18 protein-coding genes are annotated in these 25,034 nt (G+C 43.6%); 2 read left to right on the top strand and 16 right to left on the bottom strand.

Annotated features, from left to right (window positions below; translation table 11 throughout):
- Nucleotides 1–17 precede the first annotated feature (17 nt).
- The 4 genes from AC58QM_RS01070 to AC58QM_RS01055 are packed head-to-tail and all read right to left on the bottom strand — an operon-like array spanning nucleotide 18 to nucleotide 5,538.
- Nucleotides 18–3,080, bottom strand: a complete 3,063-nt coding sequence (locus AC58QM_RS01070; protein ID WP_497280637.1) for a rhamnan synthesis F family protein — start codon at nucleotides 3,078–3,080, stop codon at nucleotides 18–20.
- Between the two features lie 30 nt (nucleotides 3,081–3,110).
- The gene (locus AC58QM_RS01065; RefSeq protein WP_497280635.1) at nucleotides 3,111–3,959 is read right to left on the bottom strand and encodes an NAD-dependent epimerase/dehydratase family protein; all 849 of its coding nucleotides are present in this window, start codon (nucleotides 3,957–3,959) and stop codon (nucleotides 3,111–3,113) included.
- Between the two features lie 22 nt (nucleotides 3,960–3,981).
- A complete protein-coding gene (locus AC58QM_RS01060) occupies nucleotides 3,982–4,704 on the bottom strand; it encodes an ABC transporter ATP-binding protein (RefSeq protein ID WP_497280633.1) in 723 nt (240 codons plus the stop codon).
- A gap of 9 nt (nucleotides 4,705–4,713) precedes the next feature.
- Nucleotides 4,714–5,538 (bottom strand): ABC transporter permease, encoded by an 825-nt coding sequence (locus AC58QM_RS01055; protein ID WP_497280631.1) that lies wholly within the window; start codon nucleotides 5,536–5,538, stop codon nucleotides 4,714–4,716.
- A 388-nt stretch (nucleotides 5,539–5,926) separates the two neighbouring features.
- Between AC58QM_RS01055 and AC58QM_RS01050 the strand changes: the two genes are divergently transcribed.
- A complete protein-coding gene (locus tag AC58QM_RS01050) occupies nucleotides 5,927–8,455 on the top strand; it encodes an O-antigen ligase family protein (protein WP_497280629.1) in 2,529 nt (842 codons plus the stop codon).
- Nucleotides 8,456–8,495: 40 nt separating this feature from the next.
- Here the strand turns inward: AC58QM_RS01050 and AC58QM_RS01045 are convergent, their stop codons facing one another.
- The 12 genes from AC58QM_RS01045 to AC58QM_RS00990 all read right to left on the bottom strand — a co-directional run bounded on the left by AC58QM_RS01045 (nucleotide 8,496) and on the right by AC58QM_RS00990 (nucleotide 22,636).
- Nucleotides 8,496–11,510 (bottom strand): DEAD/DEAH box helicase, encoded by a 3,015-nt coding sequence (locus AC58QM_RS01045; protein WP_497280627.1) that lies wholly within the window; start codon nucleotides 11,508–11,510, stop codon nucleotides 8,496–8,498.
- Nucleotides 11,507–13,081, bottom strand: a complete 1,575-nt coding sequence (locus AC58QM_RS01040; RefSeq protein ID WP_497280625.1) for an SWIM zinc finger family protein — start codon at nucleotides 13,079–13,081, stop codon at nucleotides 11,507–11,509. Before AC58QM_RS01040 ends, AC58QM_RS01045 begins: the two co-directional genes overlap by 4 nt.
- Before the next feature lie 121 nt (nucleotides 13,082–13,202).
- Nucleotides 13,203–13,460, bottom strand: a complete 258-nt coding sequence (locus AC58QM_RS01035; RefSeq protein ID WP_497280624.1) for a hypothetical protein — start codon at nucleotides 13,458–13,460, stop codon at nucleotides 13,203–13,205.
- Between the two features lie 163 nt (nucleotides 13,461–13,623).
- A complete protein-coding gene (locus AC58QM_RS01030) occupies nucleotides 13,624–15,879 on the bottom strand; it encodes a rhamnogalacturonan lyase (protein WP_497280622.1) in 2,256 nt (751 codons plus the stop codon).
- Between the two features lie 204 nt (nucleotides 15,880–16,083).
- Nucleotides 16,084–17,712 (bottom strand): chaperonin GroEL, encoded by a 1,629-nt coding sequence (groL, locus tag AC58QM_RS01025; RefSeq protein ID WP_497280621.1) that lies wholly within the window; start codon nucleotides 17,710–17,712, stop codon nucleotides 16,084–16,086.
- A gap of 87 nt (nucleotides 17,713–17,799) precedes the next feature.
- Nucleotides 17,800–18,081, bottom strand: a complete 282-nt coding sequence (gene groES, locus AC58QM_RS01020; RefSeq protein WP_028553854.1) for a co-chaperone GroES — start codon at nucleotides 18,079–18,081, stop codon at nucleotides 17,800–17,802.
- Between the two features lie 243 nt (nucleotides 18,082–18,324).
- Entirely contained in the window at nucleotides 18,325–19,065 is a 741-nt protein-coding gene (gene tatC / locus AC58QM_RS01015; RefSeq protein WP_497281559.1) for a twin-arginine translocase subunit TatC, read from the bottom strand.
- 87 nt (nucleotides 19,066–19,152) lie between these two features.
- The gene (gene tatA, locus AC58QM_RS01010) at nucleotides 19,153–19,692 is read right to left on the bottom strand and encodes a twin-arginine translocase TatA/TatE family subunit (RefSeq protein WP_497280619.1); all 540 of its coding nucleotides are present in this window, start codon (nucleotides 19,690–19,692) and stop codon (nucleotides 19,153–19,155) included.
- Nucleotides 19,693–19,850: 158 nt separating this feature from the next.
- Complete coding sequence (locus tag AC58QM_RS01005; protein WP_497281557.1) at nucleotides 19,851–20,876, bottom strand: molybdopterin-binding protein; 1,026 nt, start codon at nucleotides 20,874–20,876, stop codon at nucleotides 19,851–19,853.
- A gap of 17 nt (nucleotides 20,877–20,893) precedes the next feature.
- Entirely contained in the window at nucleotides 20,894–21,385 is a 492-nt protein-coding gene (locus tag AC58QM_RS01000) for a MogA/MoaB family molybdenum cofactor biosynthesis protein (protein ID WP_056608535.1), read from the bottom strand.
- 107 nt (nucleotides 21,386–21,492) lie between these two features.
- Nucleotides 21,493–21,987, bottom strand: coding sequence for a cyclic pyranopterin monophosphate synthase MoaC (moaC, locus tag AC58QM_RS00995; RefSeq protein WP_497280617.1), 495 nt, complete (start codon nucleotides 21,985–21,987; stop codon nucleotides 21,493–21,495).
- A 16-nt stretch (nucleotides 21,988–22,003) separates the two neighbouring features.
- A complete protein-coding gene (locus tag AC58QM_RS00990; protein WP_497280615.1) occupies nucleotides 22,004–22,636 on the bottom strand; it encodes a 5-formyltetrahydrofolate cyclo-ligase in 633 nt (210 codons plus the stop codon).
- 239 nt (nucleotides 22,637–22,875) lie between these two features.
- Here AC58QM_RS00990 and AC58QM_RS00985 point away from each other — a divergent pair, with 239 nt between their 5' ends.
- On the top strand, nucleotides 22,876–24,831 hold the full coding sequence (locus AC58QM_RS00985; protein ID WP_497280613.1) for an ABC transporter ATP-binding protein: 1,956 nt from the start codon (nucleotides 22,876–22,878) through the stop codon (nucleotides 24,829–24,831).
- The last annotated feature ends 203 nt before the right edge of the window (nucleotides 24,832–25,034 follow it).

Here is a 25,034-nt window from a genome sequence, read left to right as displayed (position 1 = left end):
GAGGAAATATTGCCTCCTTAATAATTGCCCTTCATACCTCTCGGTCCGAAGATTAGTCGTTTTAAATCTATTATTCTGCGGAAAATAAAACCTGGTAGGTATCTTTTGAGTTTATTTCTTATATCACTATTCATTTGATAACCTGAACTGCTGTGATGTAATTTAAAATAAGTATGCAAATGATATATATTCGTTGCTTCTACTCTAGCCATTTCATCAGTTTTTACAAATCCACTATAAAATCCTTCGTGTTGTGGAACAATTCCATATACTCTTTCTATAGCATGCAATATGGTTCCATCGTAATTATTAGGCTCTGGGGGGAAATCACTATATTTCCAATCGCAATTGAAAAGTGCTTTTAGTGCCTTAGGTCTAAACCAAAACATTGTTCCTAAAGGAGATATAGGCGGTTTTTCTGGAGAAATCTGTACATTAAGCTTCATTTTATTGATTGCAAGATCATAAACATTGTCGAAGTTTGCCGTCCACTCATGTCCAATTAATGACTGGTAGACACCATGTATAGGAGGTGCAGGAGATAATACTCCTAATTTGCTGTTTTTATTAAATAAATCAATTATATTTTTAACATACGTTTCACTACCTAATGTACATTCAAAACATTTTTCGGAGAAACCTTCTCCGATAGTCCATGGCTTCACTTGTGCTGTTTTTTTGTCATGCACAAAACATACATAGTCATAATCCATAACAATATCTTTAACACCTACTAGTAATGCACTAACATCTCTGCCTCGATTTTCAATTTTAATATACTCAATCTTGTTGAATTTATATTCTGCTTGTTTGAATACATTACGAATAAGGTCTAATTTAATGTCTGAATCACTAGTTATATAAATATCAGAGCCCTTAGGCATATTGATAATATAATTATAACAATACTCAATTAAATCATCGAAATATATATGAGCCACTAGTGCTATTTTTTTTTCAGCAAAGCTAAGCTCATCAAAAGTAGCTTTTTGGGGCAAAATAAAATCTAAATGTAATGTATTCTTTATATCAAACAGATTAAATACCCTTATTACATTTTCTAACATCATATCGGTATCATATTTTGTGTTTTCTTTTAAAAATTCAAATGTTTTTAATGTCTCATTTCCCAATGAGGATCCAAAAAATGAACCATATGGTTCACCGAAGCTTTTTCTTTTCATCACTGGACATCTTCGATTAACGATTAGTTCATATGCTTTAAAGAGTAATGGGTATCTAGTGTATTCACGTAAATCATCAGTATTGATATATAGATCAGAAACAAAACCCTTATTCTCAAAGTCCTTGGTAAAAACACCTTCATATAATTCTACTGAGTCTCTATAACCATTAATTTCAGGCATATACTTCCAAAGGTTTTTATACTCAGGACTATTTAACATTTTGTTCCTAATAGCAATAAAACTTGACTGAATATGATCAGGAACAAAATTACCGTACTTTGTTGAATAGAATCCCTCGGTTTGTAAATGTTCAGTGATTCCCCAAAAATCTATTTTTCTACTCTCCATTTCTTTAAACATCTCATCGAAATCATAAATCGGCCCATAAATCGTATCATTAATTAATAAGAGCTCGTCAATTTCTTTCGTATTACTCCAGCCAATATATTCTAGGCCTGCTTTATATGCCCCAATATCAAAATCAATATTTTCTCTAACAATTAAATCTTTACTTATATTTTCTAGCTTGTCTCTTCCTATTTTAGTTAACTTACCATTTACAACTATCACTAATTTTGTAACATGAGGAAGAAGTGCATTTAAGAAATACTCTACATATCTATCAATAATTCCTTCTGCATCATAGATTATATATATTGCTTGTCTATTAATTCTGGGACTCATTAAAGTACTCTCCATTATTTGATTTAATTTTATTTTTTGTGATGAATTGAAGTTACCACTCATTAAATCATATATGATGTCGACTAAATACGAATTATTCACTTTATTTAAAGCTATCAATTTCAAAAATTCTGTTTTAAAGAAATCTACACTAACTGTCTTTTCAGCAAGGTTGATTATAACATTGATAAGAAATTCGCTATCTATTTCCTCAATGCGCGGCCATTTTAAATATTCCTGCCCGGAATATTTAACTTTTTCAAACTTATTTATTCCTAAATATTGATTTACGAAATCTATTTCTTTGTTTAAAGACTCTACCTCTGAATTACTAAGACTAAACTCTAATTTGAATTTATTACTATTATCGAGTCTATTCAATAAATCGATATCAACTTCTAAATTTTGCCCATAATTCTTTGCCATATTGAATAGTTTATTTATTAATATAATAGTATTGTTATTCGACCTTTGATTCAGGAAGCCTACATCCTCAAGTTTAATCTCCAAACTTTGATCAATAGCGTTAAAAAAAGCATCCATTATGTTTAAATTATTATCTAAAATCTCATTAAAATTAATAAGATTCATACAATTTTGTCCAAAGTTTTTATTATATTCAGAGCATAGAGCCGTGTATTTCCATCTATTCACAAAGGATTTATCAGTGAATACTTCATCCAATGAAAGATGTGGCAATAAACAACTTTGTAACAAACCATCTGTATACGAAAAATAATCTCTCACAAAAAAAATCACTTTAAATTCATCGAAATATTTTTTCAAAAAACTAGCTAGCGTCTGAATTTCGTTTGGATTAAAAACTTCAAATAATTCTGCTGAAATAATGTAGTAAAGAGAATCGGAAGCAAAGAATTTAATGAAATCTTCCTCAAACAGAAGCTTTATTTGATTTTTTAATTTCTCATAATCATTATCTGTTGAAATGTTAAAAAAACTATCAATGACATTATTAACTCCTCTTTCTTGAACAACTGGACTTATTGCAAATCCAGTATTAGCAAACTCCCATTCATGATTATTTTGTCGATTCTTGCCATAAAACTCCGTCAGTTCATTTTGAAGGCAATTCCATACTTTATATTTCACACGTAATATTTCACGATTACGATATAAAGTAGTCTGTATTGTAGTAGTTGCCGTTTTATGTGCCCCAATATGTAAAATTAATGTTTTCTTGTTAGTCATAATGGTGCTCCTTTTACCTCTTTTCCCTCTTTACTTCAGCAAATCTTTGTATTGAGTTCTCATTATTTCTGATATTTTATCGTTATTTCCATATACTTCACTAGAATCGTACAATCTATCGGGGAAGGCTCCATAATCCAGTCGTATTTTAAGACCATTATTTGCTATAAAACTTTCTACTTTTTCTTTTAGTGTAATAGGTTCTCCACTACAACAATTGATGACACCATTAATCTCATCTTGTATAGATACAGCAACTATCTGCTTTGCTAAATCAACAACATCAATGAAATCATACTTATTTTTACCTGAATTAAAAGGAAACCTTTCCTTTCCTTCCGTTTCGGCTAGTAATATTTTCGTGAAAATAGAATGATTATTAAAATCATCGCCAGTTATATAGAAACATCTTATCCATTGAAAAGTAACATTATGTTCTTTTGCGAGTAACTCAATAGACCTTCTTAATGCATTTTTTGATATTCCATACATATTCAAAGGATTAGTTGGAGTATTTTCATCAACTGCCCCCACATGATATCCGACCTCATGCACTGATCCCAACACAACTATGTGTTTGATACCATTAATAATTAGATTTTTCAAAAATTGATAATGTTCCGATAAATAGTCCATATGATAGTTTGAATTATGAATAAAACCATCTTTCCAAGCTAAATGTATACATACATCCGGTCTCCAAAATTCTTCAAACAAATTTTCACTATGATTAAATATTTGTTCTTCAACTTCGATTACCCGAATATCTTTTGACCCATTATATTTAGGTACAATCACTTGGCAATTTCTTTCTAATAATTCTTCGACAACATGTTTCCCAATATAACCACTGGCACCAGTAAGGAGTATTTTTCTCATATTGCACCCACTTTTTACAGTATTATGTATTGTTATAGACAGTTAATCCCTCATTTGTTTCGCCATCAAAAACAATACAACCATTTTCTATAATCACTACTCTTGTGCACAGTTGCCTTATTAAGCTATCCTCATGAGAACTAAATAAAATAGTTTTGCCACTTTCAAACATTTCCAATTGTTTTTTTCTTGATTTCTCCCTAAAATCCTTATCTCCTACTGAAAAAACTTCATCAACTATCAGTATATCAGGGTCAAAAAAAATGATAAGAGCAAACCCTAATCTTGCCGCCATACCACTAGAATACATTTTCAAAGGTAAGTCAAAATACTCCCCGATACTTGCAAAATCCATAATATCTTGCACAATTTCATCAATCTGTGACATCTTCATACCCATAAGTTTGCCCTTATAGTAGACATTCTCACGCCCCGTATAATTAGGGTTAAATCCAGCGCCTAGATTAATTAGAGAACCAACTGAACCGTTAATATGTACTTGCCCCAATGTTGGCATAGCAATTTCTGCAATAATGCGCATTAAAGTTGATTTACCGGCACCATTTTTACCTATTAGCCCGACTATTTCACCTTTTTTTATGGATAGATTGATACCTTGTAACGCTATCTTCTCATCATTGTGTCCCTTTTTTGTAAAAAGCCATGGGATTTTTTTAAAGTCTTTTTCAAAAAGAAAGTATGATTTTTTAACATCAATTAACTCTATTGCTACATCATTATTCATAACAATCTCCTAAATGAAGTCTAAGTAGTATCTTCTAAGTTTATATTGAATATAACAGCCGAAAATAAACATTATGCATAACACTACCCAAAAACAAATAGCATTATTAGCATCTACGACAATTTTAGTAGGAGCAAAGCTATTTCTAAAGCCCTCAACAATGTATACCATAGGATTTAATTTAACTAATCCTATTACCCTAGGGTAATCTTTGAGTGTTTCATACCCCCACATAACTGGAACGAGAAAGAAAAATACAAAAGTGATGGATGAGTAAAGTTGCCTAAAATCAAAAGAAATTGCTATAAATGCAGAAAAAATCAAATTATACGCTATCATGAGCATGTACATACACAACATGTAGTATAAAAAAGAAATAACATTTACATCTGCAAAACTCCCAAAAAAATAAATAGCGGGAAATAAGAATACTAAAGTAAACAATCTTTTAATAAATATTGCAGTAACTTCGATGGTGGGAAATATAGATATAGGGAATTTTATGCTATTAAAAATAGATGTATTTACAGCAACAGCCATAGTACCTCCATTAATGACTTCATTCATAAAGTTCCAAGGAATAAGCCCAAGTATTAGATAGAGCACGAAATTTATTCCTTCAATTTTTGCGCCACCAGATAATAAAAACATAAACACTAAATATGAACAGAAAAAAACTGCATCCCTAAAAAAGATCCAACCAATACCAAAAGAAGTGCGTAATGTATATTGTTGCACATGATCTAAAGCAAGTTGCCATATTTGACGTCTATTGTTGAAGTGCTCTCCAAATACAAATTTCAGTGATGTTATCAAATCTATAAAATACCGCATTTACAACCCTTCAATCTTGGATAATTTTATAAAGGAACAATTACTTTTTCGCTATTAAACTATGCGTTGAGCACAATTATGCTAACTTGATACTTGTCCTAACAGAAAAAATCATTATGTGCTCGATCGAGACTGGTTCGCTTGGTTTCTTTAGTCGTATCAGTCGCTTGTGATGTTTACATTACGGCTCAACTCGTTTCGGCTGCTACAAACTAGACTTTAATGTGTTGGTTACAATACTATCTTCTTTTCGATGGATAATAAAAGCATCTTGCCATATTCCTACTACAGCTAATATCGTCGCTACTTAGAATAATCTCTATTTGGAAACCATCTTCCAGTATGCTAAAATAAAGTCGAACTTTAGCGAAGAAGGAGACTATCTGGAATGAGTGCAAGTAAGAATGCCTACGCGGCTTCGCGTGCAAAATCGATTGGAACGATAACAACGGATAAAAGCTCTATCATTTTTTGGATATTAGCCGTATTTACGGGCTTATTCATGTTCTGGGCACCTTTTCAAAGGGCGCTGTTTAATGGCGGTTCATCAGAGTTTGAGAGAAGTATTTACTCGGCTTCTGTGTGGTCCTCCATTATCCTATTACTTGTTGCGATTCTTGCATTTTTTGTGTTTAGACTTCAAGAAAAGAAAGATCTCGTTACTATTCTCGTCTTCATGATGCCTCTTACGTATGTTATCTCATTGTCCAATGCGGCTTCGCACTATTTGGCAACAAATATGGTTTACATCCAAATGCTGTATGCAACCTTCTTCATTTTAGGTGTATTTTTGACAAAAAACAAGCTTGGCGTGTCGATAGTTACCCATTTATTCATGATATCGGGATATTTCATCGTGCTATTCGGTCTTTTGTACTGGTTAGGTAACAAATCCTTCGCAGGACACCTAGTTGGTTGGTTTGCACTTATGGATGGAGCGGACGCGAATCTATACCGTGATGCCGTTATGACGGACTCCAACGGTCTGCGGTTAACTTCAGTGTTCCAATATGCAAATACGTATGCTGCCTTTTTAATAACCTTAACACTTAGCTCCACATTCTTCATTAGTAAATCACGGAAATGGTATGTAGTTCTCACAAATGCGTTCCTACTGATTCCAACGATCGTTTCATTCTGGTTAACGTTATCCCGTGGTGCGATTGTTGTAATCCCGGTTGTTTTCCTCATTATGCTATTCTTCTTCAAAATGAGTAGACAAATCATCTCGCTCATTCAGCTTGGATTAGCCTTTATTACTTCTATTGTTATTTTAGAAAAAGTAACCGATATCGGAATTGGCCTTCAAAAGCAGAGCAGCGCTTCAGAATCTTGGCACGGCTGGTGGATTTTGCTGCTAGCATCCTTAGTTTTCGCTGCACTGTCTGTCCTTATTCAACGCTATGCAGAACCTTGGTTGGAGCGTGTTACAACTCGTTTTGATTCAAAAAAATTCGCAACTTTCATTCTCCCAGTGGCTGCTATTCTCATTGGTGCCCTTGGTGCTATCCTTCTTCTAAGTGACACTGGCCTAAAAAATATTCTTCCTGATAATGTGAAAACACGTGTAGAGAATATTAACTTCCAGCAGCACAGTGTTTTGGAGCGTGGAACATTTTATAAAGATGCTGTAAAGCTGTGGTCCGACTATCCGATCATTGGCGCTGGTGGTGGAGCCTGGGCTTCCCTGTATGAAAAGTATCAAAATAACCCATACACAAGTCGTCAGGCACACAACTTTGCTCTCCAATACTTAGTTGAAGCTGGCGCTTTAGGATTCCTAGCTTTTATAAGCTTCGTTGTTGCAGTCAGCTGGCTCTACATACGGAGCTATATCCGAAGTTCACAGGAAAAGCGAGATTTACATTTCCTATTTTTCATTATCATGATTTCTCTTTTGGTCCACAGTATGATTGACTTTGATTTGAGTTATGTGTACTTAGGCGCTATCCTATTCCTCGCTCTTGGTGGGATGCTCAGCAACAGTTCTTCAGGTGAACTAAGATTGAAGTCAAAATCTGCTGTGATCCACAAGCTATTCCCAGCAAGTATCGCGGTTCTATCTCTTGTTATGCTCTTGATTTCTGCTCAAATTCTTTCAGCCAACGGTTCCTATAGACAGGCGGTTGAGGTTGTTAAAACGAGTACAGATTATAATCAGATAGCAACACCGCTCGATAAGGCCATTTCTTTGCATCCTGCTCATCCAGACTACTTACTGACTGGTCAAGTTAGTCGAATTGGAATACTACTTAGTGTTTATAATCAAATGCAGAAGGAAAACCCAAATGATCCGAAGAAGAGTGAGCCATTTTTCAACCAAGCTCAAGATCTTATGAGCCAGCTTTTAAAAAAAGAGCCGCATAACCGCGTCGTTGCTATGCAGCAGCTCAATATGCTTCTTCTAAAAGGGGAACATCAAAAGGCGTTAGATTGGTCTCACGCTCAGATTCCTAACTACCCTTGGTATATGGATATGTATGAGAAGAGTATCTCCTTGAATATTGAACTTGCGAATCAAGCAAATGCGAAAAGTAATACACGAGAGTTCAACACTAGATTAGAAAGTGCGCTTGCCACATATAAAGATGTACTTGCACGGATTGATTCGTTAAAAAACCTACCTAAAGAACAAGCCCAAGGTCGTGCATTTGCAGTCACTCCTACGATGGCATTAAATATAGGCCAAATAAGTTATATGCGAGGGGATTACAAAGCAGCAGCCACTATAATCCAGCCGTACATCACTGAAAATATGGATGACCAAGTGAATCGATTATTAATTCGCTGGTATCTAGCTATCATGCAGAAGCAAGGCACCCCAGATCAAGCATTAATGAACAAACTCATCGCCAAAGATCCAGCTGAAAAGCAAAATGTCGATGCCATTCTTGCAGCTGTTTTCCCTGCAAAATAAGTAAAAAGCGCCACATCGCTGTGGCGCTTTTTTATATGGCTTACTTCTCCATCCACTCCCGCCTCAAAGCAAAGAGCTCGCGCAGCTCGCTCGTCGACATCTCCGTGACCCAGTTCTCGCCGGTGCCGATGATTTGGTCACTGAGCCCCTGCTTACGCTCGATCATCTCGTCGATCCGCTCTTCGAGCGTGCCGAGCGTGACAAACTTGTGCACCTGCACGTTGCGCGTTTGCCCGATGCGAAAAGCGCGATCCGTGGCCTGATTCTCCACGGCCGGATTCCACCAGCGGTCGTAGTGGAACACGTGATTCGCCGCTGTGAGGTTCAACCCCGTTCCTCCTGCTTTCAGCGAGAGGATGAAGATATGGTAACGCTCCTCCGCTGGGAGCGTCGCATCTTGGAAGCGCGCGATCATCGCATCGCGCTTCGCCGCACTTACACCCCCGTGCAAGAACTGCACGGGTTCACCCAACGCCTGCGCAAGCGTAGCCTGCAGCAGGTGGCCCATCTCGACGAACTGGGTGAAGAGGAGGCAACTGCCTCCTTCGCTCCTGAGTTCGTCTATCATTTCAACCAGCCGCTCCAGCTTCGCTGAGCGTGCTCTCATCTCCGCGGCGGCGAACGCGCCGCGCCCAGCCTTTGCCACCGGGCTCGCACCCGCGCCACCAATCTCCTTCAAAAACAACCCCGGATGATCACAAATCTGCTTCAGCTTCATCAGCGAGGTTAGAATGAGGCCCTTCTTCTCGATCCCACTGGAGTCCTCAATCTTCTCCATCAAGGTCTGCACGACATTCTCATACAGTGCCCCCTGCTCAGTGGTCAGCCGCACATACGTCTTCCCCTCGTACTTATCCGGCAAGTCTAGTTGAATGGCTGGATCCTTCTTTAGGCGTCTCAACAAAAAAGGTCGAATCATACGCTGTACACGTGCCGTCAGTTCCTTCGCACCATCGCCATTTTTCTCTATTGGACCTACATATTGTCGGTTAAAATGGGTCAACGTCCCTAGGTACCCTGGGTTCACAAAGTCAAAAATCGACCACAACTCGGTCAATCGATTCTCAATCGGTGTGCCGGTCAGAGCAATTCGCTGCCCTGCTTCCAGCTTACGAATCGCTTGAGATTGCTTGGTATAAGCATTCTTGATATTTTGTGCCTCATCCAAGCAAAGGGTATCCCATTTAACGCTCGACAGATCCTCTTCATCCAACTGCGCGAGAGTATAGGAGGTTATTACCAAGTCCGCCTTCCCAAGCGAAGCTTCAAACGCCTCTCCCTTGGCACGCTGTGCACCATAGTGCAGATGTATCCGAAGCGTCGGTGCGAATCGAGCCAACTCCTTCTGCCAATTCCCCAACACCGAAGTCGGACATATGAGCAGTGAAGGTTTTAAACTTGGTTCAATCTCCTCCTTCTCCCGCACCCTCAACAAATACCCAATAAACTGAATCGTCTTCCCCAATCCCATATCATCCGCGAGACACCCGCCTAGTCCTAAGCTACGCAGGAACAAAAGCCACGAAACCCCCTGCACTTGATAAGGCCTAAGTTCTGCACATAAACCTTCAATTTTACCGACAAGTGGAATGGACTTCGTCTGACCCAGCTGTTTCATCAAAGCACGAAGATGACTATTGAGCTCTACTTTAACCGCGACAGCTTTCCCCTTGTCAGCGCCAGCCATGCCTCTCTCTTCCTCATCCTCCCCCTCCATCAGATGCATCTCCAACACATCCCGGAAGGAAAGCCCCTTCTTCCTCTCGACCTGCTTCATAGCATCGCGTATTTGTTCCAAATGCGCAGGATCCAGCTGCACCCATTTGCCTCGAATATAGATCAAACGTTTCTTTTCTAAAGCCAGCTGCACGAATTCTTCCTCGGAAACATCGACGCCACCCAGCGCCACTCGCCAATCAAACTGTACGATCTGGTCCATCCCGAACATTGCTTTGCGTGTAGAGCCCACGGAGCTTTTGATCTTCGCCTTCAAGTGAGGGCGGTTCATTTTCTGAATTTCTTCCCACCACGAGGGTAAAAAGACCGATATCCCTGCCGCCACCAGCTGCATGCTCGATTCCGTTAAAAATGTCCAAGCCTCATCATCCGACAACTGCTCGATGATTTTGCCTGGTTGGTACGCACTCTCTAGCCAAGGCAGCATCCGCAACAACCGCTTCGTTTGCTTTTGAAGCTTATCCGCAATGTCTGTCTTCCAAGCAAGCGGTACATCACCCACGAGCACATTGCCCGTGGAACTAAATTCAACAAATCGGTTCGCATCCCGACGATCCTGTGCTATAAAACGTAAGCGCCAATCCGCTGCGTTGTCCTTCGCTTTCGTTGTCCCATCGACATATGTCTCCGCGTAGGGCTCAACTAGCTGCACACAAATTCGATAGGCTCCATTATCTTCACTCCACCCAATTGCAAAAAGCCAATCCTCTTCCTGCATCCAGGCAGCATCCCTCTGTAAAGCTTCAAAACCCTGCTCATTCACTCGCAGCAGTCTATTCCCCTGGGCTAATCCGGTCCACACCCGAGCTAAGCTGAAATCTGGATCAGTCCCCAGCATTTCATTGATAACTAAGCTGAACCATCTCTGCCAAAAGCTTTCCGGAAACGCCCCGGCGCTCAGCTCCCTTAATCTTTCAACCTGCTCCTCAGGCAGTCGCAGCTTCCAACCATTGATCCCTTCGAGCCAAAGCTCGTAGGATGGCACATACCAACCAGCATCAAGTGCCTCCCCAAGGATGGCCGCTCCTTTTTGCAGCTCGATAATTCCCTCTTCCCAAGAAAGTCGGCTATGAAGCAGCACACCTGGAGAACGCATATAATCCAACGCCATAGCAGGAGAAAGCACAATCGCATCACCATAAGAAATCCGTGTGACTTCCAATTGCGTCCCATAGAACGAGCGTTCATGCCAAGCAAAAAGCAGCTTACGCAGCATATAACCCGGAACCTCGTTCGCATCCTCCGTTTCGCCATATAGAGCAAAGCTCCCCGAAGGCAACCTCTGCATTCTCATATAAATCGGTGACAAGGCTATCATGGAATTAAGTTTCCTCTCCGTAATTCCTCATTGAAAGCACGATAGCGAGCATATTGCTTAACGATTTGCCCCAAGTACGCCTCAAAACGAGGTGTTAGCTTCAGCTTTTTATAAGCAGCCGCTAATTTCTTCAATAGTTTAGTGGCTTGGATGTAATCGGCACGATTTTTGCCCTGCATGTACGCTTCAATTGCATGATGATAAATGGGCAGAAGATAGCGAACATTGGCTTTCTCGACGATTTTTAACTGCGCTGTATCAATCTGTACCGTAGCTAGATCCAAAAGCAAACAAAGATCCGCCCATTCTTGGTATTCACCCTTTGTTACTAGGAATCCGGCATAGTGATCATAACTCGCAGGCAAAAGCGATACCATGACCTCCCGCTGCTCCTTCTCTACATCTCGCTGTTCCGCTGCCAAACGCCAGTAATTCAAAAATTCACTCGCATACGCTCGATCTCCCCGAATCATCCTCGGTTTTAGCCATCGCAACCATGCCAATAAACGATCCCACTGACTTTCAAAAACGAAAGTGTTCAAGTAGTTAAACCAATACTCAGGCTCAATTTTAAAAATCCCCGTATCTGCCCGTTCCCAGGCATTTTCATCCTCACCACGGCTAATATCCAAATGAATGGAACAGAGTGTTGCCACTTGATGCACATGTTGACTCGCTCGCGAATCTGCCAGCAGTTGTCTAAGCCTTGTTTTTTCTAACTCCAGCATGTCCTTATTTTGAAATAATTGGGACCACAACAGCTTATACAAATCGATCCATTCATACAGGTACGAGCTCGAGCTTGTCTCACATAGTTCTGCCAGAAAATTGGATAACTCCTTCATATGCCCAGCATACTGCTCGTATGCCCGATTAACATCCAACTCATGGAGCGTTGCTTCCAACTGCTCACGGGCATGGCTCAGAACACGTTTAACATAATAGGTCGTATTTTGAAAATAATCATACGTATTCGTCTTCGGTCCTGCCATCGTATCGCATAGCTTTATCACATATAGCGCTACTTGCACGTCATACAAGCCTCTAATGGTCGGTTCCCATGCATCAGCCTGCTTATTAAGTTCTCTCCAAGCTCGAAGACTCACTTCCTCTAGGCTGAACGCGTTATAAATTTTCGCAGAACCATATTGTTTATTAAAATAAGACCGCCACATGTCACAGCTATCCGTCGGCTCTGGCAGCTTCATCTTAGATTTAGATTTCTGAGGCATATCAGGCTCTAAACTCGACAGTTTTGTATTGCCTGACCGGAGTTCCTCCGGATCATAACCTTCCTGCTTCGCCACTTCAAACAATACTGCAGCCATATGCTTACAATAGTATCCGTATGGACATGTGCAACCACTTCTTGTGAAATTCTTGAGATCTAAGGTAATCTTGTAACTCTTTGATCCCTGAGCCCTTGCCTTTATAATTGAGGAGCCTTCCACTTGAATATCGTTAACAGCACCTTCATTGAAATATGCCCAACCTCTCGCGAGGATTACGTTATCAAACTTGGGACGTATCCGCTCCATCCAATACGACCAGTCGATGTCTACCTCTTGCATGCTTCCTATCCCCCGTTACCCCATTCAACTTTCCTTCCACCATTATATAATCAATTCCCCCTACAAAAAAACACCCCCCGCCAGAATCAACGAAGGATTCTTAGCGAGAAGTGCCTGGTTGTCACTTCCTGAGCATACCTTGATGCGGGTGCGGGTGAGTTCCGCAATACTCATCGGTCTCTGTACAGGTATATACATGCTCATATACTGGTACACAGTGATGGCGATTCACAATTTGAATCGGATGAATGACTTGAACCTTTTGTGGATGATAGAAATCTCTAACTACACGTTCTGGATCTGTCATTATCGGGTCAGCAGGTGGACACTGAAATTGTTTTCCTGTACTTGTGCTCGGTTGTTGTTGTTGGAATGCCATTTTAATGAGTCAACTCCTCTGTTAGTTTGAGATAGTATACGTCTAACCCTAGTCCAGAGAGTGTACCAATGCCTATCTTTCTCATAAATGGGCTAATGCGCGTGGGCCAAGCAGGCATAGTGTCCAAGCAAATGGAAAAAAGCCAGGCTCTAAGCTTGCACAATTAGTAATGCTTACGCAGTTTTGGAATCGGAACTTTAGACCATTCGAGATCAGAAGCCAAATAAAAGCTCGTATAACAGGGCTGATTATAAACGACATTCTGCCAGGCGACGCCTGTTCTATATTGCCTATCGTGCATCAGCGTATACAATTTCCGATCGGTAAGTTCTGTACTAAGATAGATTCGGATCGATGAGCTGTCCGACGTTCGGACCAGCAGCTCTTCCCGCCAGTCCCCGAACACATCCGCAACTAGGCAAGGATTGCCCTTCGTACCGTTATTACTGCAAGTCCCTTCTGCTGTCAGTAGACGGCCTCGCTTCCAATCATCGATCACAACTGGCTGATCGAAGCTGCCGCTGATGATTTGAGTCGTCATATCCGCTGCCCATTGAATCCGCATATTCGTCCCCGGTACCTGCTGACTGATCCTTTCTCCCGTTGCTGTCAGTAAACCGAAGGCATCGTCACTCGTATAGCTCTCACTTGCCCATGTCTGAAGCCCGCGATAAGATGGGTCGACTTGACCCACCATCCCACGTCCAACATCCTCTGTGGCATAACCGCCATACAGCACCTCTCCTGTCGCCGCATCACGCAGCGTGTACCCGAAGGGTCCCCATACACCACTCTCATGCACCATAAAAATCTCAAGTCCTGGCCGATCCGGATCGATATTAGCCACATGAAGCGCATCCCCATGTCCAAGCTTGGCCAACGTACCAGGCGCTGCACTTCCTTCCGGCAGGATTCCCCTTGAGCTGTATAAAATCGTACCATCATGATCGATCGTTGCCGCCCCGTAGATGATTTCATCACAGCCGTCGCCATCTACATCCGCTATGCTCAACGAATGTGCCCCCTGCTTCGCAAGGCTGCCCCATTGCTCGCTGCGACCGTCCTCCTGCTTCAGCGTATTGTGAAACGGATTGTTCATCGGGACCCATCCGCTATCTGCAAACCAGTGTTCCTGTAGCTGTACTCCGTCCCACGTATAGGAGACAACCGCTGCCCGCGTATAGTAACCTCGTGCAAAAATCGCATGCGGCTTACGGCCATCCAAATAACCAACGCCAGCAAGGAAACGATCCACTCGATTACCAGGCTCAATACGGTTCCAGGCGTAATCCCCCCACATCAGTCCGTCATCCTGACGACCTGGCTTATAGGAAACAGTCTGCAGCTCCGCGCCTGTCTCCCCCTGAAACACCGTCAAATATTCCGGCCCTTTGACGATAAATCCCTCGAACGAGCGCAGCTGATTTCGACTGCTGCGGCTTGGCGCATAGACGTCCATGAAGTGATTTGTCAATTGCTCGGCATCCGCCCGTGACAGTGGGTATGGATAGGCCGGTTCGAGACCAAAGCACGCCTCTAGCGTTTCGGGCCAATTGCCAGCCGTCACTTCCTCATGCGCATGCCACCCCATGAACATTTGCACAACATGTTCAAAATAATCCGTACTACTCATGCGGTAATCGTCCTCATGGCTGTATCCGGAAGCCAAATCTTCCTCTGGCATCGAAATATAGTCTTCCGATGCGGGGCAACCTTCCAGATCATAGGTAATCACCTTGGTGCCTGGCGCTGTTTTAAGTATGATTTCCGCCTTGCCATCCCCATCGAAATCATAAACTAAAAACTGTGTATAATGCGCGCCAGCCCTTATATTGACGCCAAGATCAATCCGATATAGCAACCTGCCATCCAGCTTATAGCAGTCAAGGTATACGGGTCCGGTATATCCCGAATGTGAGACATCCTTGGAATTGGAGGGATCCCATTTAACAAAAAACTCATATTGACCGTCCCCGTCCACATCCCCAACACTCATATCATTCGCTGCATATGTGTAATGCTCGCCACTTGGCGTCACTCCATCAGCAGGCTTGCGTAGCGGAAGCTCATAATAGTCGCTCTCCCACGGTGTCACATCTTCACTGCGATCAACTTCCTGTCCCTGAATAGTCGCACAGACATAATAAACAGAAGAACCACTCCCACTACGATCCAAATAGTTAGTACTGTCACAAACAGTCGCGATGCGAACGCCATCCCGATATAGGTTAAAATCTGTCCCTACCAATCCTTGCGCCGAATATCCGGTCACTTCCGTCCCCAACAGTCGCCAACTGAGAAAAATACCTTCCGATGTTGAAGCTGCAACCAACCCTCGATCTAGATCTTCTAGCTGTATCGCATTGGCAGAACCATTATCACCGGCGTCATGCAGCGTCTTGTTTTGCTCTAATTTCATTGTTTCCTGCCTCCAATGGTGAAGAGGATTCAGCAGCCATCCTCCAGTTTTTATCGTGACTACTACGATACCTCATCGGAAGTTTAACTACATTAAGACATTTTTGCCCGAGAAAATGACATGCAAAAAAGGCTTTGTACAAATTCAATGAATTTGTACAAAGCCTTTTTTATCGAGCTATGAAGCAATAGGCTTTTCAGCCAATTACATCATGCCGCCCATACCACCCATGCCGCCCATATCAGGCATACCTGGTTTGTTTGCTTCTGGTTTATCAGCGATTACCGCTTCAGTTGTCAAGAACATAGCTGCTACGGAAGCTGCGTTTTGAAGTGCAGAACGCGTTACTTTCGCAGGGTCAACGATACCAGCTTCGAACATGTTTACCCATTGTCCAGTAGCTGCGTTATAACCGATGCCTACTTTTTCGTTTTTCAAGCGCTCAACGATTACGGAGCCTTCTTGACCAGCGTTAGCTGCGATTGTGCGAACTGGCTCTTCAAGGGAGCGAAGGATGATGTTAACACCCGTTTGCTCATCACCAGTTGCTACAACTCTCGCTACTGCGTTGTATACGTTAACTAGGGCAGTACCACCACCAGAAACGATACCTTCTTCAACTGCTGCACGAGTCGCGTTCAAAGCATCTTCGATGCGAAGTTTGCGCTCTTTCAATTCAGTTTCAGTCGCTGCGCCAACTTTGATAACAGCTACGCCGCCAGAAAGTTTAGCCAAACGCTCTTGCAATTTTTCTTTATCGAAGTCGGAAGTTGTTTCTTCCAATTGGGAACGGATTTGTGTAACACGAGCCTTAATATCTTGTGGGTTACCAGCACCATCAACGATGATTGTGTTTTCTTTCGTAACACGGATTTGACGCGCGCTACCCAATTGATCAGGAGTTGTGGATTTCAGATCCAATCCAAGCTCTTCTGTGATCACTTGGCCACCTGTTAGAGCAGCGATATCACCCAACATCGCTTTACGACGGTCACCGAAACCAGGAGCTTTAACAGCTACGCAAGTGAATGTGCCACGAAGTCTGTTCACAACAAGTGTTGCTTGTGCTTCGCCATCAACGTCTTCAGCAATGATCAGAAGTTGTTTACCGGATTGTACCACTTTTTCAAGAACAGGCAAGATTTCTTGGATGTTCGAGATTTTTTTATCTGTGATCAAGATGTACGGGTTGTCTAGAACTGCTTCCATTTTATCCGTATCTGTGATCATGTATGGGGACGTGTATCCACGGTCGAATTGCATACCTTCTACAACCTCAAGCTCCGTCAAGAAGCCTTTGGATTCTTCAACTGTGATAACACCGTCTTTACCTACTTTTTCCATAGCTTCAGCGATCAATTCGCCTACTTCTTCGTCAGCAGCAGAGATTGCCGCAACTTGTGCGATGGATTGTTTGCCTTCGATCGGCTTAGCAATAGCTTGAAGCTCTTCGATAGCGGCTTTAACAGCTTTCTCGATACCTTTGCGGATAACCATTGGGTTAGCGCCTGCAGTAACGTTTTTAAGACCTTCACGGATCATAGCTTGTGCTAGAACCGTTGCAGTAGTTGTACCGTCACCAGCAACATCGTTCGTTTTGGTAGCAACTTCTTTAACAAGTTGTGCTCCCATGTTTTCGAAAGCATCTTCAAGCTCGATTTCTTTCGCGATAGTAACACCATCGTTAGTGATCAACGGGCTACCGAATTTTTTCTCAAGTACTACGTTACGGCCTTTTGGACCTAATGTTACTTTAACGGCATTCGCCAAAGCATCTACCCCGCGAAGCATCGCGCGGCGTGCGTCTTCACTGAACTTAATTTCTTTTGCCACGATAGGAAACCTCCTCTAATTTAAAACCTGTAATCTAAGTATAAAAATCGTTGAAAACGTAAAGCCCGATCTATATGCTGCTCTAACTTAGGCTAATACAGCGAGAATGTCGCTTTCGCGCAAGATCAACAGTTCGCGGCCTTCGTATTTCACTTCAGTTCCAGCGTATTTGGAGAAAATGATGCGATCGCCTTCGCTTACTTCAAGCGGAACACGTACGCCATCTTTCAACGCGCCAGCGCCAACGGCTACAACTTTACCTTCTTGTGGTTTTTCTTTAGCTGTATCTGGCAGCACGATGCCACTTGCTGTAGTCTCCTCTTTCGCAACGGCTTCAATGATAACTCGATCACCTAACGGTCTGATCATGGAAAAATAGCCTCCTTTAGAAAATTGGTCTTGGGTATATTTCTTTGTTATTAGCACTCGAATGTGTTTAGTGCTAACAACACCTCTTATGATACTCATTCTGGGAGTAATTTGCAAGTCCTTTTACACATTTTTCATTCTTGTGGACACCCCCCTCATTCTACCCAAATGATAACCAAATATTCCCTCCATATATGAAAAAAAATAGCCCACCACAAAGGCGGACTATGTTTATGCAGTTGCTCATTTTGAACCAAACTCCCGTTCCCAAGCGGCATCGTTCGCAAGCTGCTTCCGATAAATGAAGCCCGACATGAAAACACTGAATTCATATAAAATAATAAGCGGAACCGCAACTAATATCGCTGAAATTGCATCTGGAGGCGTAATAACGGTCGCTAGAATGACCATGAGCATGTAAGCATATCTTCTAAACTTATGCAGACGCTTCGGGTTAAGCAGCTTAATCTTCGTGAGGAACATCACCACAATAGGCATCTCAAAAACACAGGCCAGCGGCAGAACGATGTTAAACATAAAGGTAAAATACTGCGCAGCACCGTACATCTCCGTAATTTCTAAGCTTTTGCTAATCGACGAAGTAAAATAAAAGGCCATCGGAAAAACAACCCAATACCCGAAGGATATCCCCAGTAAAAAGAGCAAAAATGCATAGGGTACATAAAGGAGTGAAGCCTTCTGCTCCGTTTCCCGCAAGCCTGGCTTAACAAAAGCCCATATATGATACAGAATAACGGGCAATGTAATAAGAAGGCCGACAGCTAAACCAAAATTCATATACAAACGCAAGGCATCCCAAGGCGAGAAAACATTCCAACCAATATCTTTCGCAGGGGGAATGCTTTTCAGATACCGAATGACAGGTTTAGCAGCAACGAGCCCACCCACCATGCCTATGACCAAAACAACTAATATCCACATGATCCGCTTGCGCAACTCACCAAGGTGCTCTACAAGCGACATTTCTTCATTTTTCAACCGATTTCACCTACCTAATCTAGTGCATACAACCTGCAAGGCTGAATCACTGTTCATCTGCGTGTCCTAAAACTAATCCGGTAACCGCCGTGAATTGCCTGAGTTGCCTGACTGCTGCGCTGGCGCCGGGGTAGGGGCCGAGGCTTGTGCAGGAGCGGAGGACAACACATCGCTGGCTGCTGGTGGGTCTAGCTCTTCAACAGCCGTCCCAGTTACATGGACTACCTCTGAAGACTTGTTAGAAATGAAAGTCACAGCTGGCTTTACTGTAGGTGAGCTAGTTGATTCGACCTCCACTTGTATATCAGCCACTGCGTCTGTCGAGTCTTGATCTGACGATGACTTTGTAAGCGAAGGCACTGAAGCATCATCATTTGCAACAACTACGCTGCTAGCTACCTCTACAGGGGTAATCGGGTCAGGTGCAACGGGTGTTTTGGATGCTAACGGTGCTTTGGGCTCGTCACTCATCAGTTCGTTCGTCGCTTGCTTGAAATCTCTTAACGTCTTACCCAGCATTCTGCCTATCTCCGGTAGCTTTTGTGGACCAAAGATGACAAGCGCAACGACCGCAATCAATAAGAGCTCGGTGAATCCTATATTTTGAAACATGGACTTCATCTCCATTATGTAATGCATTATAAATACGGTAAATCAATAAAGGAATGGCAAGTAAAAAACCACAATATACTCATTGGATAAATCCAATAGAAGAGGCTTTACCAGCGCTTAAAAAGGAAATTCACTGGATAAATCCAGTGACACTTCTTCTAACATTGATAAAATCCGCCGTAGCCCATCTCCGTGATGTCGCTACGCACGATCTCTTCGCCAGCGCAGATGCGCGGCAGCAGTACATCAAAGGACGTGTACGGGTCGTGCATCACACAACCCGGCAGGCCCATGATCGGCAGATCGCCTAAATAGGCGATCATCAGCATCGAGCCCGGCAGCATCGGCGTGCCGTAGCTGACCACGCGGGCGCCGGCCGCCTTGATCGCACCCGGCGTGCGATCATCCGGGTCCACGGACATGCCGCCCGTGACCAACACCAGATCCACGCCTAGCTCGGCTAGCGCGTGGATCTCACCCACAATCGCTTCGCTGTCGTCCGACACGAAGCGTTGGTCCACAACCTCGGAGCCGAGCTGCGCGACCTTCTCTTTCACAACCGGGCCGAATTTATCCTTGATTCGGCCCTTAAAGACCTCGCTGCCCGTCGTGATCACGCCGACGCGCAGCGCCCGAAACGGCTTCACCTCAAGCAAGGTGAAGCCCTCTGCACGTCGAGCGGCGGCTAACCGCTCGACCTCTTCAACCTTCGCTTCGTCGACGATCAGCGGGATTACCCGCGTACCGACCAGCGAAGCGCCTGCTTGCACGACCGTGTTGCTGCGAATCGTCGACAACACGACCTCATCGATGGCGTTCACGCTGTCGACGAACGCCTTATCGATCTTCACCAAACCGTGAATCTCCGACTTCACGTTCACCTTACCCTCATGCGGATCGGTCAACTTAAGATCCGCACTCGCACTCGCACTGGCACTCGCACGATCTCCCACAATCGCCCGCGCCATGCGCAAGGCAGCCTCATCCTCATGGAGATAGCCAGGCTGCAGCTCCATCACATAAATATGTTCCTTGCCGATACTAAGCAGGGCAGGAATATCCGCTTCCGTCACTTGATGACCTTTGCGGAACAGACGGCCCTTGAACTGACCAGGCAGGATCTGCGTGAGATCATGCGGAAGAATCATGCCAATCGCATCTTCCACTTTGACCTCGCGCAGCATAGAAGTGTTATGCTCTTTCACCCGTGATCGCCTTCTTTGCCTGTCAGAATACCCAGCGCATGAGGAAGTTGATCAATAATCGCCATCAAATTCTCTTGCACGCCTTTTGGACTGCCTGGTAAATTAATGATCAGCGTACGTCCGCGAATACCAGAAACAGCTCTCGAGAGCATCGCTTTTTTCGTTTTTTGCATCGAAATCATGCGCATCGCTTCTGCAAAGCCAGGTGCAACACGATCAATGACATTGAGCGTTGCTTCTGGTGTGACATCCCGTGGAGCTAGTCCGGTTCCACCCGTTGTTAGAATCAAATCAGCTTGATAGTAATCAGTCATTTCTATTAAGGAAGCCATAATTTCGTCCATCTCGTCCGGAACGACCCGGTACTCGATGATCTCGCCTTGAATTTCCTCTTCAATCAGCTCGCGGATTACCTGAGCGCTAGTGTCTTCTCGTTCTCCTCGGTAACCGCGGTCACTGGCTGTCAAAATCGCAACTTTCCAGTGCATCCTTCGTCACCTCTCCCTTGTTCACTGAATGAGATCAACCCACTAACCTGCGTGATTCGCAGAACCTCACCCGATTAACGGTATGTTGGCGCTGGTGCTTACTCTCATCACGCTTTTATGTCTTGCCTGTGAAAATCCCCGTTTTTGCCGCCAGTTTTCATAACAAGCAATGTCGAGTTAATCATCATATCTTTCTCTACAGCTTTGCACATGTCATACACGGTCAATGCCGCGGCAGAAACAGCCGTTAGGGCTTCCATTTCTACCCCTGTTGGACCCGTTGTACGTACAGTTGCTTCTATGTATAGTTCATTGCTGCCATTATTCGAGAACTGAATATCTACCCCAGTTAGCGCAATGGGATGGCACATCGGTATCCAGTCTGATGTTTTCTTGGCGGCCATAATACCAGCCACTTGAGCCACCGCGAGGACGTCGCCTTTTTTCATTTTACCCTGCACAATTAAATCAAGGGTTTCTGGCTTCATGACTAAGGTAGAGCGAGCTGTGGCTGTGCGCTTCGTCTCATCTTTATCCGATATGTCGACCATTCGCGCTCGTCCCTGTTCATTAAAATGCGTCAATGGTGAAGAATCGGGCACTGCAATCACCTCTATATTAGGTTTCTGTTTTGAACACCATCTTACTTTCGGTTACGATGCCATCCACTCGAAAATCATGCCAAGAAGAAGGAACAGCAGGAATCAATTGATTATCGAAAGCAGCTGCAACGGCAAAAGGTCTTTTTAAACCGCGAGCAGCGAATAACTGCATAAAGCGATCATAGAAACCGCCGCCATACCCTAAGCGACCGAAATCCAGATCAAACGCCAACCCAGGCACAACAATCATCGAAATCGCGCCCAAATCATGTTCTATCGGAACATCACTACGCGGTTCTCTAATCCCATAAGCACCACTTTCGAGGTCCTCATATCGACTTATGATGTGCAAGTTCATCGTCTTCGTATCCGCCACTACCTTCGGTATCAGCACACGAATTCCCTGCTGCCAACACCATTCCATTAATGGCGCAACGTCTGGTTCTGAACGGAAAGGCATATAGCTCATCAGCGTAGGTTGAGAATGGGATGATAACTTCCCCTGTTCAAACAGCTTATCCGAGCATAGCTTCACCATTCTTTGGTTTATCTGTTGTTGCTTCTCATCACGTATCTCAGCAACAATCGAAGCACGTCGTAGTTCCATTTCTTTACGTAATTCTATTTTCCGCTCTCGGATGTTCATCATAAGCTACAGCCCTTCCTAGCGAGGAGTGGTTTCCCCCATTTTAACATAAATAAAGTAAAAAACTATACTCGTACCGCAGAGCACTCCGAATCGCCTAGATTTCATGTCTAAATTAAGCAGGCGTTGCCCTCATTCTTCGTGTATACTAATGATTTGATGGGATTGAAACAGTGACTGAAGGTCAACTTAACTAGGTTCTTACATTAATATGTATCTAAAACGCAGGAGGTAGCAGCAACATGCTATTACAAGTTTCTAACATTTCCAAAAGCTATGGGGTACGCTCCGTACTCTCTAATATAACGCTTCAAATTGAAAATAGGGAACGCATCGGACTCGTCGGAGTCAATGGCGCCGGGAAGTCCACCCTTCTTCAAATCATCGCAGGTGAGATGTCTTATGACAGCGGTGATCTTTTTAAAGCAAAAGAAACCAAGATCGGCTATCTCAAGCAAAATAGCGGACTTAACACCGATAAATCCATATGGAATGAGCTGCTTAGCGTATTCAGTTCTTTATTGGAGACCGAACGCGAATTGCGTGAGCTGGAAGCCTTGATGGCTGACCCCGACCTCATCTCCGATGAGAAAAAGTACGAAACGACCATGAATCGGTATGCGCTGCGCTCCGAATGGTTTCGAGAGCATGGCGGCTATGAAATCGAGGCCAAGATCCGCGGTATTTTGCACGGAATGGGCTTCGGACAGTTTGCTCCAGAGACCTTGGTCAACACCCTCAGCGGAGGGCAGAAGACGAGATTGGCCTTGGCTAAAATGCTGCTGGAAGAGCCCGATTTGCTCATGCTCGATGAGCCTACCAACCATTTGGACATCGCCACATTGACGTGGCTCGAAGGCTATCTGCGCGGCTATCCTGGCGCTATTCTCGTCGTATCACATGACCGTTATTTCCTTGACGCGTTGGTGACGTCGATTTATGAAATTGAACGTCATGCCTCCAAACGGTATACGGGCAATTATTCCCGTTTTATTGAGATTAAAGAAGCGAACTATGAAATTGAATTGAAACAGTTTGAAAAGCAGCAAGAAGAGATCTCGAAACTCGAGGATTTCGTGCAGCGAAATATCGTACGTGCTTCGACAACGAAGAGAGCCCAGTCACGACGTAAGCAACTCGAGAAAATGGACCGTTTGGACAAGCCCATGGGCGATTTGAAACGTGCCTCCTTCTCTTTTGAAATCGAGCAAACTTCTGGGAAAGAAGTTCTGCAAGTAGACCGACTGTCGCTTTCCTACGATGGCAAAAAACGTCTGCTCGACGGTGTCTCGTTCCAGCTTCGCCGATCCGAAACTGCTGCGCTAATCGGACCTAACGGGGTCGGGAAATCCACCTTGCTCAAAACATTGATCGGTCAGCACAAGCAAGATGCCGGTACGTTCAAATGGGGTGCTGGAGTCACGATCGGGTATTACGATCAAGAGCAAAAGGGCTTAAATCCATCCAACAGTGTGTTGGAAGAAGTGTGGAACACGTATCCTCACCTGGAGGAAGCTCGTATTCGTACGGTGCTGGGCAGCTTTCTTTTTAGCGGCGAAGACGTATTTAAGAAGATTGCTGCATTAAGCGGCGGAGAAAAAGCTCGCGTCTCGCTCGCCAAACTCATGCTTCAGAAAGCCAACGTATTGATTCTCGATGAGCCTACCAACCATCTCGATTTATACAGTAAAGAAGTGCTCGAATCCGCGTTGATGGACTACGAGGGTACCTTGCTATTCATCTCCCATGACCGGTATTTCCTTAATAAAATGGCGGAGAGCATGCTCGATCTGCAAAAGGATGGCTTAACGAGCTATCTTGGCAACTACGATGACTATGTGGAGAAAAAAGCCGAGCTTGCTGAATTGGAAGCGCAGCGTTTGGCCAAAGAGGCGGAGAAGAAATCAGCTGGTAATTCCTCTTCTGCTAATGCGGTGAAAGCTGAACCTGTTGGTGGTGGCAGTTACGAGGCGGACAAGTTGGCGAAGCGCGAAGAACGCAGTCGTCAGCGGAAGCTAGAACAGCTTGAGCTGGATATCGCTCGACTTGAAGAAGAGGTTACAGCGCTTGAGGCAGAGCTTGCCGATCCCGCTGTGTATAACGACTATATGCTTGTGCAGGAGAAAACAGCCGAAGTTGATAAACGCAAGAGCTCGCTTGCGGCTTGTTATGAAGAGTGGGAAGTTTTATTGGCTTAAAATAGGGTTAACTCTGGAGTTCACGTCGGTTGACGTGGACTTTTTGTTTTTTACGGCGGGTTGTCGGGCAGGTTGGCAGGCATAACTGTGGACAAGTTCACAAAATGTTCAAAGTTACCCACAGGAGGTGCGAGATTGCACGACAATGTCTTGAAAACTTCCTCAGAAACGGTTCAAACTCACCTCATTGTCCGCTCTTATGC

This window comes from Paenibacillus sp. J22P165 (assembly GCF_059692015.1).
This window is presented reverse-complemented; position numbering and strand designations above follow the sequence as displayed.